A 14,386-nucleotide genomic window follows, 5' to 3' on the forward strand; every position below is an offset into this window, starting at 1 on the left:
CGCCGTCACGAGCGCGGGGGAGGACGGCCGTCACCGCGTCCGACACGCAGACGCGCGCCGCGTCGATCAGGTCCGAGTGCTCGGTGGCCGTCAATATCGCCCGCACGAACTCCCGGGCCACCCGCACGGTGTCCGCCGCCGCGGGCGCCGTGAGCCGGTAGTTCCGGGCGTAGTTGCCGAGCATGGAGGTACGCATGGGCTGTCTCCCAACGGTCGTAGCTCAGCGCGGCACGCCCGTCCGTGGCTCGGCCGCCTCCCGGGACGCCAAGTGGCGTGCAGGCGGCTGCACTTCGGGTCTTCCCGGGCGTGCTGCGCGATGCGTCAAGGACCATAGGGTGTGGCGGAAATCAATGCAACTACTTCGGTGAAAAAGTGCACCTGCTGGACCCTGCGGAAGATCGCAAGCAAGACTGTGCGCACCAGCACCAGGGAAGGAGCGGCATGCCACCAAGGACGGCACCGACCGGACGGCAGCAGAGGCTCGGCGCCGAGCTACGGAAGATGCGCGAGCAGGCCGGCCTCTCTCCCGTGCACGCCGGCCGCGAACTAGGGGCCGACCGCACACGGATCAGCAACACGGAAGCGGGCCGCCTCGGGCTGAGCCCGGAAAGAATCCGCACCTTTGCGCAGATCTATTCATGCCCGGACAACAAGTACATCAGCGCCCTTGTTGCTATGACGGACGAACGGGGTAAGGGTTGGTGGGAGGAGTACCGGGGATCACTCTCCGCGAGCATGCTCGACCTCGCGGAGCTGGAATATCACGCCACCGGCTTGACGGTTCTCCAACTCGCGTACATCCCGGGCCTTCTCCAGACCGAAGAGTACGCAAGGAGCCTGTTCCAGAACACGGTTCCGCCGCTCGCCCCGATCGATGTCGAGCGCCGCGTATCGTTCCGGATGCAACGGAAGTGCGTCATGCAGAGAACCCCGGCGACGCCCCACACGTTCATGATCCATGAATGCGCCCTGCGGATGCTCCACGCCGGTGTGGACGGACAACGCCGTCAGCTCGACAGGCTCATCGAGGTCAGCGGCCATGAGGGAGTCACCATTCGGGTGATCCCCTTTGCCGCTGGGTCGTTCCCGGGCGCGAATACCTCTGCCACATACGCCGAGGGCGCCGTCCCGAAGCTGGACACCGTCCAGATCGACACCGCCCACGGCTCACTTTTTCTCGACGCCGAAGCCCATCTGGAGAACTACCGAAGCATTCTGAGGTACGCCAAGAAAACCGCCCTCGGCCCCAAGCAGTCGAGGGATTTCATCCGCAGCATCGCAAATCAACTGTGAAGGCATGAAGATGTCGAAGGCCAAGTGGCAGAAGTCGTCCTTTTCCGGCGATAGAGATGAATGCGTGGAAGCAGCCGGGCTCGACGGGAAGATCCTGATCCGGGAGAGCGATGACCCCGAGGCGGTCGTCACCACCACTCCCGCCCGATGGCGCACCTTCATCTGTGACGTCAAGTCCGGCGAGTTCGACCACCTGATCTAGCGATCTTCCGGACCCCCGAGCCTCCCATCCTCGCAGGTGGGGGGCTTTTGGCATATGCCGGTGCAAGTGTTTTCCGGTGCACTCTTGCACCGAAGTTTTTGGCGGCGCTACGTTCTTCCCCTGCACCGCCCCGTCGGGCGAACGACAGGCAGATCCACGTCCGACGGCGGCACAACTCCCCGTTCATCAACGAAGGTTGACTGGGGCCCCACCGCGCAAGGAGTGCATGAGTCAATGGCGCCGAAGGTGACACTGAACGAGTCCTGGACGAACCCCCCGCCCCGCAGGCTGGCAGGGCTGGCACGTATCACCAACAACCAAGGAAAGGTACTCGTGCTGCTGTCCGGCCGAGGCCGGACCTGGCTGCTGCCCGGGGGGGGATGGCCATCGCGGGCGAGACGGCCGCCGACGCGGTCAGGTACCAGATCCGCCGAAAGCTCCGACTGCACGTGGAGGTGGGCCCGGCGATCGCGATCGACCACGTCACGGCGAACCGCGAGGACGGCGCGGCGGAGGGCATCAACATCGTGTTCGAGTGCGGCGAGTTGTCAGCGGCGCAGATCGCGTCGATCAGCCTTCCCCCGGCACGCGAGGGCCGGGAGCCGGAGATCCTGAAGTACACGTTTATGGGCCACGAGGAGCTCATGGAAAACGTTCCGCAATGGCGCAGGGCCATGGCCGCGGAAGCGGCCACGGTGGCCCGGGTGGGCATCCCGTACCTGGAAGACGGAAAGCCGGTGTCCAACCGCGCCGCCTAGCCCCGTTCAAGCACCGCCGCCACCTGTGTGACGGCCACGGCCGGGCGCCCGCGGGGGGATCGTCCGGCCAGTCCCCGTCCGATCGACCACGAGAGGACAACGGTTGTGACCACTGTTGCGCACCCGCGGGATGCCTTCCCGCTCACTCCCGAAGGGGGGCGGCTCGTTCGCAGCGACGAGCCGCCGACCCGGACCCGCCCATGGATCCTGCGCTTCGCGCACATCCCCGACGCCACACAGGCGACAGCGAAGCCCCCCGCCCGCTACGACGACGAGTCACAGATGTCCGTCGCCCTGTTCGACGGGCCGCTGCCGTACATGCAGACGGACACGCCCACCATCCCGGACGGCGACCCCGAAAACCCGCCGCCCCTCGACGAGGGCCCGAAGGACTGAGAGTCCCATGTCCCCCATCCTCGTGATCGCCGCACGTGACGACTGGCCGACCGACCGCGTCGTGCACGTGCTCGCGGACCGAGGGGCGACGGTGTTCCGCATGGACACCGCGGAGTTTCCGCAGGCACTCACCCTCGCCGGGCGCATCGACGCCCGGCGAGGGTGGACCGGCGGACTCGCCACCTCACACCGCGCCGTCGACCTCGCCGACATCACCGCCACCTACTACCGCGCCCCCAACATGTTCCAGCTCGCCGCAAACATGTCAGGGCCCGAATACAGGTTCGCCGCGGCTCAAGCACGAGCAGGGCTCGGCGGAATCCTGTCCGCGCTCGACTGCCGATGGGTCAGCCACCCCGCGGCGATGTCGCGCGCCGAGTACAAGCCGATCCAGCTCGCCGCCGCACGTGAGTGCGGCCTCACCATCCCACCCACCCTGATCACCAACACCCCCGACACCGTCCGCGCGTTCGCCGGTGACACCGGCGGACCGCTGATCTGCAAACCCGTGGCGACCCCCGCCTTCATCGAGGGCGGCCAACTCAAGATCGTCTACACGCGCAAGCTCACCGCGCACGACCTCGACGACCTGACCGGCATCGACACGACCGCCCACCTCTTCCAACGCTGGGTCGACAAGACCCACGAGGTGCGGCTCACCGTCGTCGGCGACCGCACGCTCGCCGCCGAGGTCCACGCCGGCAGTGCCGAAGCACACACGGACTGGCGCAGCGACTACCGCTCACTGACCTACCGGGCCACCGAGACCCCGAACGACGTCGCCACCGGAGTCCGACGCCTGATGCGCCGCCTGGATCTCCGGTTCGGTGCCCTGGACTTCATCGTGTCGCCGGACGGGACATGGACGTTCCTGGAAGTGAACCCGTGCGGGCAGTGGGACTGGATCCAGCACGCCACAGGCCTGCCCATCGCTGAAGCCATCGCGGACGAACTGATGACAGGAGCCGCCGAGTGACCGACCCCACCCTCGACGCCGCCCGCCCCTACATGATCGCGCTCGCCGACGAACTGAAGACCTCCGGCGCTCTCCGGTCGCCCCGGTGGGCCCGGGCATTCACCGACGTCCCCCGACACCTCTTCGTACCGGAGTGGTACGAGCAGGAGACCGACCAGCGCGGCTTCGCCGTCTGGCGCCACCGCCGGATCGACAACGCCACCGACGACCTCGCCGCCGCCTACCGCGACATCACCCTCGTCACCGCCCTCGACCCTGCCACGGCCAAGCAGGTCGACGACCACGCATGGACCGGGGTGGCCACTTCCTCCAGCACCCTGCCCCGGCTCATGGCCGGGATGCTGGAGACCCTCGCCCCCGACGATGAACACCTCGTCCTCGAAATCGGCACGGGCACCGGGTACAACGCGGCCCTGCTGAGCGCCCGTCTCGGCGACAGCCGTGTCTACTCCGTCGACGTCGACCCCGGCCTCGTCGAGACCGCCCGCACCCGCCTCGCCGCCGCCGGCTATACGCCCCACCTCGCTGTCGGCGACGGCCGCGAGGGATACCCGGGCTCCGCTACTTCCTTCGACCGGATCATCGCCACCTGCTCGGTCACCCACCTCCCCGCCGCGTGGATCGAGCGGACCAGGCCCGGCGGGGCGATCCTCACCGATCTCGCACTCGGCATCGAGGGCGGTCTCGTCCACGTCACCGTCGACAACGGGCGACGGGCCACCGGTGGCTTCACCGCCACCGCGGGGCGCTTCATGGCGGCACGCGCGGACGCCCGCGCCTACTCCACCCCCGACCGGTCCCCCCGTGCCCCCGAAGCGGACACCCGCCCCACCGTCGTCACGGCCGCGGACATCCGAGCGAACTATCCCTTCCGCCTCGTGCTCTCCTTCTTCCTGCCCGATGCCCGCCTCGTCTACAACACCGATGACACCGGCACGGCACTTCAGCTCCAGTGCCCCGACGGCTCGTGGGCCCGCGTGCCACTCAGCGGCGATCACACCGACCACGTCACCCACGGCGGATCACCGGACCTGTGGCACCAGGTCGAGGGCGCGTGGCACTGGTGGGACCGCCACGACCGCCCCGCACAAGAACAGTTCGGGTACGTCCGTGACCCCGATGGCCGTGCCGCCGCCTGGTACCGCCCCGACGGCCACCGGTGGGAACTCACCGCCGGCGGCCGGCCCCAGGCCTGAGGGCGGCCCCGGTCCGCAGGTCGCGGTCCGGGGCCGCCGAGTGTCCTCGGAACAGCGGAGGCGGTCCGGCGTCGAAGGAGGTGCGGGCGCGCGCTGTTCGACGGGTCCCGCGAAACTTCTTCCGGCCCGCTGTCACATTCCCCCGGCGCGCTCCGTCAGTGCGGTGAAAGCCACGCACGACACGGAGGGAACACCACAATGACCGCACGTCCCATCACCGCAGAGATCCCGGCGCGCCCCCGGATGGCCCGGGACCCGCTGGAGCTCGTGCCCGAGGTGGCGGAGGTTTCGGCGGCCCTGTTCAAGGCCACCGGCAACCGTTCCGTGCCCCGGGCCACGATCAGTCTGGTCCAGCTGCGCGCCGGGCAGATCGTCGGCAGCACCTACCTGACCGTTCTGCACACGGGTTTCCTGCGCAAGGCCGGGGAGTCCGAGGAGCGGATCACCTCGGTGGCGTCCTGGCAGGACTCGCCGTACTTCACCGGCGCCGAGCGGGCCGCGCTGGCGCTCGTCGAAGCGGTGCTCCAGCCGTCCGCGCACGGCGAGCGGGTGTCCGACGAGCTGTACGCCGAGGTGTCCGGGCACTACGACGACAAGGCGCTGGCCACCCTGACCGTCGCCATCGGGCAGGTGAACTTCTTCGTGCCCATCGCCCTGATCGCCAAGCCGGTCCCCGGGCGGTCGTTCACCGACCCCTGGGCCTGAGGCCCGACCGCGGGCCGGACGGGCTTACGCCGCCCGGCTGACGTCGGCCGGGCGGGGCGTGACGCGCGGTGCCGGGCCGCGTTGGCCAGGCGCGGCCGTCCCCGGCCGGCGCCGAACACGCACCCGAACCCCCGGAGCCCGCTGTGACCAGGCATCCCCTCCGCGCTCTCGCCCTCGCCGTGACCTCGCTGACCGCCGTGGCCACGTCCGCCCCGCAGACCGCCGACGCGGCGGCACCCGCCGGGACGCCGGTCACCCTCTGTCCGACCGACGCCGCCGCGGCCGCCTTGCGCGACGCGCGGATCCGGCTGACGGCCGTCGCGCCGTCCACCCTGGTCACCGAGGGGGGACGGGCGTGCGTGCGGACGAGCGTGGAGACCGCCGGGCGGATCAACCCGGACCTCTCCGGGCGGGGCGCGGCCGGCGGGGGCGGCTTCGCCTTCCACCGCGGTCAGCGGCGGGTGGCGTTCGAGGACCTGGCGGCCTCGGTCACCCCGGACCGGAACATGATCACCTCGGCCGTCCACCACGGCAGGCGGATCGACGTCCTCACCTCGCCGACGGCCCGGCTGAAGCTGTACCTGACCAAGGTGAGCGCCGAGGACATCCCCATGAACCTCACCCCGGCCGGCGCGGACGCCCTCGCCGCCGGATTCACCACCAGCCCCCTGCCCGCGGGCACCCGGGTCTTCACGGGGAGCACGGGCGTCGACGTCCTGGAGCAGGTCACCGGCCTGCTCGGACCGCGATAGCGGTCAGGCCGCCCGCGAGAGCTCCGGGTCCTCCCGGAGCTTCCCGAGCGCCCGCGAAACCGCGCTCTTCACCGTCCCCACCGAGACCCCCAGCAGCTCCGCCGTCTGCACCTCGGTGAGGTCCTCGTAATACCTGAGGACGACCATCGCCCGCTGCCGCACCGGCAGCCGCAGCACGGCGCGCCACATCGCGTCGCGCAGCGCCTGCGCCTCCGCCGGGTCCGGCGCGGCCGCGGACTCGCGCTCGGGGAGCTCGTCGTAGGGGAACTCCTCGACCTTGCGCTTGCGCCACTGCGAGGTACGCGTATTCACCAGGGCCCGGCGGACGTAGCCGTCCAGGGCCCGGTGGTCCTCTATGCGCTCCCACGCGAGATACGTCTTGGTCAGCGCCGTCTGGAGCAGGTCCTCCGCGTCGCACGGGTTCGCTGTCAGAGAGCGGGCGGTGCGCTGGAGCACCGGTCCGCGTGCCCGTACGTAGGAGGAGAACGACGGGTACACGGCGGTGGATGCGCTGGTGCACACAGACGTCGTGGTAGCTGTCATGCCTTAACGCTAGAAGCGCACCTGTACCCGGCGGATCGCCCGCAGGTGCCGAAGGACGGTCCGCCTCAGGTCGTACTGCTGGTGCTGCCCCCACCTCCTGGAGGGGGAGGGTGCTCAGGGGCCGCCTCGGGGGTCGGGGGCGGAGCGGCGCCCGCCGGCCCCGACCGGTGGCGCCCGCTCCGCCCCCGCCCCCGTCCCCGACGGCGGCGGGAACCGCCGTCAGTCGATGATCGCCACCGGGGCGTCCACGAGGTTGCGGTCGATGGTGATCCGCCGGCCTCCGTGGGTCTCGGTGACATTGCCCCGGTACTGGTGGATCCGGCGGTGGGGCGTCCACGCCGAGCGGGAGAGCACCGGCTCGCCCGAGGTCGAGGCGGGGACCTGCCAGCGGGCGAACCACATCAGGTCGGGCAGCCCGCCCGTCCCGTTCCGGCGGGCCCGCTCCATGTGCCGGACGCCGGAGTCGGCGCTGCTGTAGAAGCCGGCCAGATAGCCGCGGCTGCGCACGGTCGAGCTCCAGCCGCGGACGAAGGACAGCGTCGTCCGGGCACAGGAGGAGTTGTAGTGGTCGTACGCCTCCATGTCGAGGTAGAGCGGGCTTCGGCGGGCGATGCCGAGCGCGCCGGCCCGGTCGGCGGCCTCGTGGCCCTCCTCCTGGCCCTGGCCGTAGGGGTCGTAGCTGCTGATGGAGAAGCCCCGCTTGTGCCCGGCCTTGACGCACGGCGACTGCGAGCCGACGAAGATCGGCAGCATCCGCCAGCCGAGGTCGTCGGCGTCGGCCAGCCAGTTGGCGTTGAGATACGTCTGCCGCGGGCAGGCGCGGGCCCGGCCGGCGAAGTAGACGCCGACGGCACGGTAGTCGGAGGCCCGCCACGCCCGCATCGCGGACAGCGACGGGGCCTGGCAGGTGTCGAAGCCCCAGCCCCTGAAGACTTCCGCCCCCTCGGACCTGGGATCGCCCCTGTCGTCCGCCGTGGCGGGCTGGGCGCCGCTGACCAGCTGCGCCATGGCGACCGTCAGAGCGACAAAAAATCCGATGATCTTCCTTAGGCGGTCCAGTCGGTCCATACGCCGAGTGATAGGCGCCCCGGACCGGCCTCCCCCGCTGACACGCCCTCGGTTCATCCGTCTGCCCCGAGAAGCAGCCCGGACGTGGGAACACCGCTCCCGGCGGTGACGAGGACCCGCGCGGCGCCGGGGACCTGGTTGACGGCGGTGCCGCGCAGCTGGCGCACCGCCTCGGCGATGCCGTTCATGCCGTGCAGGTACGCCTCGCCGAGCTGGCCGCCATGGGTGTTGAGCGGCAGCGCGCCGGCCGCGACGAAGTCCGCGGCCTCACCGGGCCCGCAGAACCCGTACTCCTCCAGCTGCATCAGCACGAACGGTGTGAAGTGGTCGTACAGAATGCCCACGTCGATGTCTCCCGGGGTCAGGCCGCTGGAACGCCACAGTTGCCGGGCGACCGCGCCCGCCTCGGGCAGGCAGGTCAGGTCGTCCCGGTAGAAGCTGGTCATCTGCTCCTGCGCCCGGCCCGCGCCCTGAGCGGCGGCGACGATCACGGCCGGCGGGTGCGGGAGCGTACGGGCCCGGTCGACGGAGGTCACGACGACCGCCTGTCCGCCGTCCGTCTCCTGGCAGCAGTCGAGCAGCCGCAGCGGCTCGGCGATCCAGCGGGAGGCGGCGTGGTCGGCCAGGGTGATCGGCCTGCCGTGGAAGTACGCGGCCGGGTTGGCCGCCGCGTGGCGGCGGCCGGTGACGGCGACGTGCCCGAACGCCTCGGGTGTCAGACCGTATGTGTGGAGGTAGCGGCGGGCGGCCATGGCGACCCAGGACGCCGGCGTGAGCAGCCCGAAGGGCAGCGCCCAGCCGAGCGCCACGCCCTCCGCCGTCGGCTCGCGCCGCTGCGTCCCGGCGCCGAAGCGGCGGCCGGAGCGCTCGTTGAAGGCGCGGTAGCAGACGACGACCTCCGCCGCGCCCGCCGCGACGGCGAGCGCGGCCTGGTGCACGGTGGCGCAGGCGGCCCCGCCGCCGTAGTGGACGCGGGAGAAGAAGGTCAGCTCCCCGATGCCGACGGCCTGGGCGACGGTGATCTCGGGGCTGGTGTCCATGGTGAAGGTGACCAGGCCGTCGACGTCGCCGGGCCCGAGACCGGCGTCGGCGAGGGCGGCCCGCACGGCCTCGGCCGCGAGGGCGAGCTCGCTGCGGCCGGAGTCCTTGGAGAACTCCGTGGCGCCGACGCCCACGACGGCGGCGGCACCGGAGAGGCCGGCCCCGCGCCGGGCGCTCATGATCCGCCCCCGGTCACCCCGGACGCCCCGGCCGCCCCGGCCGCCCCGGTCACCCCGGACGCCCCGGCCGCCCCGGTCACCCCGTTCACCCCGGCCGCGGGCAGGGTCACCCCGACGGTCCCGGTCACATGGCGTCCGAGCCGGTTCGTCCCGGCGACGGCGACCTCGACGGCGCACCGGCCGGCCTCACGGGCAGGACTCACGGAAACGACCCTTCCGCTCAACACCAGGACATCGCCTGGATAGTTGGGCACACCGAGCCGGATCGAAACCCTCACCAGTGTCGCGTCGGCACCGAAATGGTCGGTGATGTACCGGCCCACCAGACCATTGGTGGTGAGGATGTTCATGAAGATGTCAGGAGAGCCCTTGGCGCGGGCCGCTTCTGCGTCGTGGTGCACGTCCTGGAAGTCACGGGAGGCGAGGGCGCCCGCGACGACCAGCGTACGGGTGACGGGTACGGACAGCGGAGGCAGTTCGTCGCCGGGTCTCATGCGTCCGCCCCGTCCGGGAGCGCCCGGAATACGGGTAACCGAAGCCCCGTGTCCACCTGGAGGAACTCCAGCTCGACGCGGGTCCCGATACGCACATGGTCCGGCTCCGCACCTATGAGATTACCGATCATCCTTACGCCTTCGGCCAGTTCGATCAGCCCGACGGCGTACGGGGGGTCGAAGGCGGGGAAGGGCGGGTGATGCATGATCACGTACGAGAAGACCCGGCCCGCGCCGGACGCCCGGACGGTCGTCCAGTCCGGTGAGCCGCACCGCCCGCACCCGGGCAGCCAGGGGAAACGGAGCTCGGCGCAGGCCGCGCAGCGCTGGATGAGCAGCTCGCCGGCGGCGACGCCCTCCCAGAAGCCGGCGTTGTCGCGGTTGATCACGGGGCGGGGGCGCTGGGGGCGGGGCTCCCCCGGGGAGGGTCCGGACTTCTCGGGGACGGGCCCGAACTCCTCGGGGACGGCTCCGGACGCGGCCCTCCCGGGCTCCGGGCCGCTGCCCGCGGGCGCGTACTTGAAGATCCGGAAGCGGTGCGTTCCCACGAGGACGCCCGCCGTACGGATCTCCGTGCGCGTCGTGACGAAGTGGCCGTCGCCGAGCCGTGTGCTCTTGAGGGGCGAAACGGTCTCGATCACGGAGTCGAAGGTGAGCTCGTCGCCGGGCCGCAGCGGTCGCGGGTATTCCTGTTCGCAGTCGGTGGCGACGACGGCGGTGTACCCGGCGCGGTCGAGCAGGCCCAGCAGCCGGCCGTAGGCGTCGGCGCGGCCGCCCCGCGGGCCGTGCCCGGAGAGGCCGCCCATGATCCACGCCTGGAGCATGGTGGGCGGGGCGACGGGGTCGGGGCCGGCGTAGGCGGGGTGACGGTCGCCCATCGCCTCGCACCAGTGCCTGATCATGGGCGCGTTGACGGGGTCCTTGGCCCGGCCGGAGACGGCGGCGGGCCGCCCTTCGAAGCCCGCGAGGTCCTCCGCCCGCAAGCGCCGCGGGGGCCGCGGGGGCCGTGGGGGCCGTGGGGTTCGTGAGGGGGGTGCGGTGGGGTCGCTCATGGGTCCCTCCAAGTTTTTCTGACTGTCCGTCAGAAAAACTGGGGATGTCAAGAACGACGCACCTCCGCCACCGGGGAGCCGCCCGCACAACGGAAGCGGGGCCGCCGGCGGCTCGGCGGCCCCGTACCCGCCGCGCGGATCCGTATGCCAGGCGGATCCGCGCATGGCCGCGCGACGGCACCGGAGTGCCGTCGCGCGCCATCACCAGACCCTGTCCACATTCACCCCGTCACCTCGTGGACTCCCACGAGGCGCTGCCTACCACCAGTTGGTGAAGGTGACCGAGACGTTCTCCTGGCGGATGGCGGTGTCGTCGCCACCGACGACGCTCGCGGTGTTGTTCTGGTTCGAGGCACCGGTGCCGGTGGCCTGCTGCTGCCCCGTGGTGGAGTTGCCGTGGTTGGTACCCCCGACGCCGCTCCCCACGATCGCGGCGGCAGCGGCGTTGGAACCACGGTTCGCCAGCTGGTTGCCGTCGTCGGCCGAGGCGACGCCGGAGAAGAGCACGACGGCCATGGGCAGGGCGGCCACAGCCGCGAGGACGCGAGCAGTGCGGGTGCTTGCCATATCAATTCCTCCAGAACAGGAACGGAACTACTGCCTACTGCCGAGCGGTTGGCCGACCACCCGACGAACTTTCCGACGTCGCAACCTCAGAATTGCCCACCGAATCCCCGGCGAACCACCCGCCGCTCGCTATTCCCTCGCAAGCATGACCACTCAGGAATAAACCCCCACCACGCCCTCAAGCCCCTGCCCCGCGCCCCTCAGGGCACGCTCACACAGCCAGGGATCCCAAGCGCCCCAAGGGGAGAACCGTTCCGGCCCAAATTCGGCCAATTCCGTAAACCCGTTCAACGGAGCAGGCACCCGGACGGCGAAAACGTTCAGGCAGCGGGGCCGGAACGTCCCGCCGCCCCTCCGGAAACCCCTACGAACGACTCACCGAGCGCCGACCGGAATCCCGACGGCGGGCCGCACCACGGCCCCGCCGGACCCGCCGGCCGCCGGTCCGGGGGCCGGCAGGGTGCCGACGACCACGGTCGCGTCGAGGTCCTCACAGCTCACCACGCGCGGGACGAGACCGCCGCGGGCGAACGCCGCCACGGTCCTGGGCGCCTGCCGCTCGCTCGTCTCCACCAGGAGGTGCCCGCCGGGCGCCAGCCACTCCGCCGCACCGGCGGTGACCCGCCGCTGGATCTCCAGCCCGTCCGACCCGCCGTCGAGCGCGACCCTCGGCTCGTGGATCCGGGCCTCCGGCGGCAGGAACTCGATGGCCTCGGTGGGCACATAGGGCGCGTTGGCCACCAGGACGTCCACACGGCCGCGCAGCGAGGCGGGCAGCGGGTCGTAGAGGTCCCCCTCGTAGACGAGGCCGCGGTCACCGATGTTGCGCCGCGCGCACCGCACGGCGGCGGGCTCGATGTCGGCCGCGTAGAGCTCGATCCCCTCCAAGGACCCCGCCAGCACGGCGCCGACCGCGCCCGAGCCGCAGCACAGGTCGACCACGACGGCACGCGAGGGCACGGCGGCCGGGCCCGCGGACCGGGCCGGACGGCCGGGACGGGGCGCCCCGACGGCGAGCCGCGCCAGCGCGAGGGCCTCCCGGGCCAGGACCTCGGTCCGGCGGCGCGGCACGAACACCCCGGCGTCGACGGCTATCCGCAGCCCGGCGAACTCCGCCCAGCCCAGGACGTGTTCCAGGGGAAGCCCGGCGACGCGCCGCTCCACCATCGCAGCGAGCTCGGCGGGCGTACGGGCGGTGGAGACGAGCAGCTCCGCCTCGTCCTCGGCGAAGACACAGCCGACGGCCCGCAGCCGGACGACGACGGCGGGAAGGGAGAGCGAGGAAGGAACGGAAGAAACGGAAGAAGAGGAAGGCGAAGAGGAAGGCAGAGAAAGCGACATGAGAGCCTTTCGGGATACCGAAGGGCGCTCTCGCGGTCGTACTAGAGAGAGACGACCGTACAGCTGAGGGAGGAGAGCACCCGGCCTGCGACTGCGGTAATGGGTCCCACCTCCTAGGTCGAAAAGTTCGATCACTGCTGGGCGGCCACATTACCCGAGCCGGCGCCCGGTGCAAACAGAAGAGCTCAGAAGGGCCGCCGCTTCAGTCATTACGGCATACTTTCCGATCAATTACCGGAAGAACGGCACGTAATGGCGAATACCCCTGAAGACACGGCCCCGGTGGCGGACCCGGGGCCGGACCCGGCGCTCCCCGCGCATCCGCAGACCGGATGGCCGCCGTCCGGCCTCCCCCGGCGGAGCCGGGCGAGGAAGTGGGTGACGCGTGGCATCGTCACGGCGGTGGTCCTCGCCCCGCTCTGCTTCGTCGGCCTCGTCGCGTACGAGGTCCTGAGCGGCAAGGCCTTCGAGCCGCACAAGACCGGTTGCGCGGAGGCCACGGGCTTCGCGGGCGGCCGGATGCCCGAGGAGGCGACGGACAAGAAGTGCGTGGACGACGGGGGCTGGTTGGACCAGGGCTACACGGTCGAGTCCCGGATGCCGCGCGAGGACGTCGCGGCGAAGCTGCTGAAGGCGTTCCCGCGGACGCGTCAGCTGCCCGACTCCTACGAGTGGGACCTCGAGTTCACCAACTCCCAGGAGACCGACCGGCCGGCCGGCGGGGCCTCGCACATCGAACTGGGCGTCGACTACGAGGAGGACGGCACCGCCTCGGTCACGCTGCGGGCGTTCAACGTCTGACCGGGGCGGTGCCGGGGTTCACCCGATGGTCGCGCCGTACGCCGACAGCGCCTCCAGCACCGGCTGGAAGAACGTGGTGCCGCCGGTGGTGCAGTTGCCGCTGCCGCCCGAGGTGAGGCCCACGGCCTGGTCACCGATGAAGAAGGAGCCGCCGCTGTCGCCGGGCTCGGCGCACACATCGGTCCGGGTGAGGCCGCTGACCCGGCCCTCCGGGTACGTCACGGTCCAGTTGAGGCCCGTGACCGTGCCCGAGCGCACCCCGAAGCCCGGGCCGGTGGTGGCCCCGCTGCGCCGCACGGTCTCGCCGAGGGCCGCGTCACGGGCGCCGGTGATGTTCTGCACGCTGCCGTTGTAGAGGTTGACCTGGCTCGGGTGGTCGACGGCGGCGGTGTACTCGGCGATGGCGAAGTCGTCGCCGGGGAAGCTCGACCCGCCGGCGGGGACACGGGCGATCTCCGGGCCGCCCTCGCGGTCGGACCAGCTCTTGATCGGGTCGCCGCAGTGCCCGGCCGTGAGGAAGGCGTCCGGCTTGCCGGCCCGTTTCACGTTGAACCCGAGCGAGCAGTACCCCCTGCTGCCGGTGAGGGCCGAGGCGTGGATCGCGTCGCCGCCCGCGAGGAACGCCCTGAGTTCCGTGGTGGTTCTCTTCAGCTCCACGGACTGGCCGAGCGGCTTGAGCACCCCGTTCAGCCGCTCCAGCCTGGCCCCCGTGACCGTGGGGTCGGCGGTGACGACGACCCGCCCGGTGGCCGGGTCCGCGCCCCATGCCGTCCCCGGGATCAGGTCGCTGGAGTTCAGGGCCGCCATGGTGGCGTCCAGCCGGGCGTCACCGGGGCGGACGGCCGCGGACCGGGCCGTGGCGGCGCCGGCCGGGGTGAGGGCCACGGCGGCCAGCGCGGCCATGGCCGCGGCGGCGAGCGCGGCGGCGCGTCGTCGGAGTCGAGCGGATCGTTGCATGGCATCTCCCGAGTGAATGCCGGAACCACGAGTCCGGAAGTGCGTGCCCCGCGCCTTGGGGCGCG

17 protein-coding genes are annotated in these 14,386 nt (G+C 71.4%); 9 read left to right on the forward strand and 8 right to left on the reverse strand.

Annotation, left to right across the window (positions count from 1 at the left end; genetic code table 11):
• Positions 1 to 273 precede the first annotated feature (273 nt).
• From LUZ64_RS10975 to LUZ64_RS11010, 8 genes are all read left to right on the forward strand, one after another.
• The gene (locus LUZ64_RS10975) at positions 274 to 1,293 is read left to right on the forward strand and encodes a helix-turn-helix domain-containing protein (RefSeq protein WP_308251417.1); all 1,020 of its coding nucleotides are present in this window, start codon (positions 274 to 276) and stop codon (positions 1,291 to 1,293) included.
• A gap of 10 nt (positions 1,294 to 1,303) precedes the next feature.
• Positions 1,304 to 1,495, forward strand: a complete 192-nt coding sequence (locus LUZ64_RS10980; protein ID WP_095584662.1) for a DUF397 domain-containing protein — start codon at positions 1,304 to 1,306, stop codon at positions 1,493 to 1,495.
• 380 nt (positions 1,496 to 1,875) lie between these two features.
• Positions 1,876 to 2,253 carry an NUDIX hydrolase gene (locus tag LUZ64_RS10985; protein WP_095584658.1) on the forward strand — a complete coding sequence of 126 codons (378 nt, stop codon included), beginning with the start codon at positions 1,876 to 1,878 and terminating at the stop codon, positions 2,251 to 2,253.
• Between the two features lie 105 nt (positions 2,254 to 2,358).
• A complete protein-coding gene (locus LUZ64_RS10990; RefSeq protein WP_095584659.1) occupies positions 2,359 to 2,649 on the forward strand; it encodes a hypothetical protein in 291 nt (96 codons plus the stop codon).
• 7 nt (positions 2,650 to 2,656) lie between these two features.
• Positions 2,657 to 3,625, forward strand: a complete 969-nt coding sequence (tgmB, locus tag LUZ64_RS10995) for an ATP-grasp ribosomal peptide maturase (protein WP_095584660.1) — start codon at positions 2,657 to 2,659, stop codon at positions 3,623 to 3,625.
• Positions 3,622 to 4,821 carry a methyltransferase domain-containing protein gene (locus LUZ64_RS11000; protein WP_232389915.1) on the forward strand — a complete coding sequence of 400 codons (1,200 nt, stop codon included), beginning with the start codon at positions 3,622 to 3,624 and terminating at the stop codon, positions 4,819 to 4,821. The genes tgmB and LUZ64_RS11000 overlap by 4 nt, the downstream gene beginning before the upstream one ends.
• A 198-nt stretch (positions 4,822 to 5,019) precedes the next feature.
• On the forward strand, positions 5,020 to 5,526 hold the full coding sequence (locus LUZ64_RS11005; RefSeq protein ID WP_211305027.1) for a carboxymuconolactone decarboxylase family protein: 507 nt from the start codon (positions 5,020 to 5,022) through the stop codon (positions 5,524 to 5,526).
• Positions 5,527 to 5,669: 143 nt separating this feature from the next.
• Positions 5,670 to 6,278 carry a hypothetical protein gene (locus tag LUZ64_RS11010; protein ID WP_095581528.1) on the forward strand — a complete coding sequence of 203 codons (609 nt, stop codon included), beginning with the start codon at positions 5,670 to 5,672 and terminating at the stop codon, positions 6,276 to 6,278.
• Between the two features lie 3 nt (positions 6,279 to 6,281).
• Here LUZ64_RS11010 and LUZ64_RS11015 read toward each other — a convergent pair whose 3' ends face one another.
• From LUZ64_RS11015 to LUZ64_RS11045, 7 genes are all read right to left on the reverse strand, one after another.
• On the reverse strand, positions 6,282 to 6,821 hold the full coding sequence (locus LUZ64_RS11015) for a SigE family RNA polymerase sigma factor (RefSeq protein ID WP_095581529.1): 540 nt from the start codon (positions 6,819 to 6,821) through the stop codon (positions 6,282 to 6,284).
• A 219-nt stretch (positions 6,822 to 7,040) separates the two neighbouring features.
• Positions 7,041 to 7,889 carry a glycoside hydrolase domain-containing protein gene (locus LUZ64_RS11020; RefSeq protein WP_095581530.1) on the reverse strand — a complete coding sequence of 283 codons (849 nt, stop codon included), beginning with the start codon at positions 7,887 to 7,889 and terminating at the stop codon, positions 7,041 to 7,043.
• Positions 7,890 to 7,942: 53 nt separating this feature from the next.
• The gene (locus LUZ64_RS11025; RefSeq protein WP_095581531.1) at positions 7,943 to 9,109 is read right to left on the reverse strand and encodes a lipid-transfer protein; all 1,167 of its coding nucleotides are present in this window, start codon (positions 9,107 to 9,109) and stop codon (positions 7,943 to 7,945) included.
• Positions 9,106 to 9,603, reverse strand: a complete 498-nt coding sequence (locus tag LUZ64_RS11030; RefSeq protein WP_232389914.1) for a MaoC family dehydratase — start codon at positions 9,601 to 9,603, stop codon at positions 9,106 to 9,108. Before LUZ64_RS11030 ends, LUZ64_RS11025 begins: the two co-directional genes overlap by 4 nt.
• Positions 9,600 to 10,586, reverse strand: a complete 987-nt coding sequence (locus LUZ64_RS11035) for a bifunctional MaoC family dehydratase N-terminal/OB-fold nucleic acid binding domain-containing protein (RefSeq protein ID WP_095581533.1) — start codon at positions 10,584 to 10,586, stop codon at positions 9,600 to 9,602. Before LUZ64_RS11035 ends, LUZ64_RS11030 begins: the two co-directional genes overlap by 4 nt.
• A 327-nt stretch (positions 10,587 to 10,913) precedes the next feature.
• Positions 10,914 to 11,222, reverse strand: a complete 309-nt coding sequence (locus LUZ64_RS11040; protein ID WP_095584974.1) for a hypothetical protein — start codon at positions 11,220 to 11,222, stop codon at positions 10,914 to 10,916.
• Between the two features lie 375 nt (positions 11,223 to 11,597).
• Positions 11,598 to 12,563 (reverse strand): putative protein N(5)-glutamine methyltransferase, encoded by a 966-nt coding sequence (locus LUZ64_RS11045; RefSeq protein ID WP_095584973.1) that lies wholly within the window; start codon positions 12,561 to 12,563, stop codon positions 11,598 to 11,600.
• A 378-nt stretch (positions 12,564 to 12,941) separates the two neighbouring features.
• On the opposite strand from LUZ64_RS11045, the gene LUZ64_RS11050 reads away from it, so the two are divergent.
• Entirely contained in the window at positions 12,942 to 13,364 is a 423-nt protein-coding gene (locus tag LUZ64_RS11050; RefSeq protein ID WP_095584972.1) for a hypothetical protein, read from the forward strand.
• Positions 13,365 to 13,382: 18 nt separating this feature from the next.
• On the opposite strand, the gene LUZ64_RS11055 is transcribed toward LUZ64_RS11050, so the two are convergent.
• On the reverse strand, positions 13,383 to 14,321 hold the full coding sequence (locus LUZ64_RS11055) for a S1 family peptidase (RefSeq protein WP_232389913.1): 939 nt from the start codon (positions 14,319 to 14,321) through the stop codon (positions 13,383 to 13,385).
• Positions 14,322 to 14,386 lie beyond the last annotated feature (65 nt).

The organism is Streptomyces albireticuli, from assembly GCF_021228125.1.
GTDB classification, from domain to species: Bacteria; Actinomycetota; Actinomycetes; order Streptomycetales; family Streptomycetaceae; genus Streptomyces; species Streptomyces albireticuli.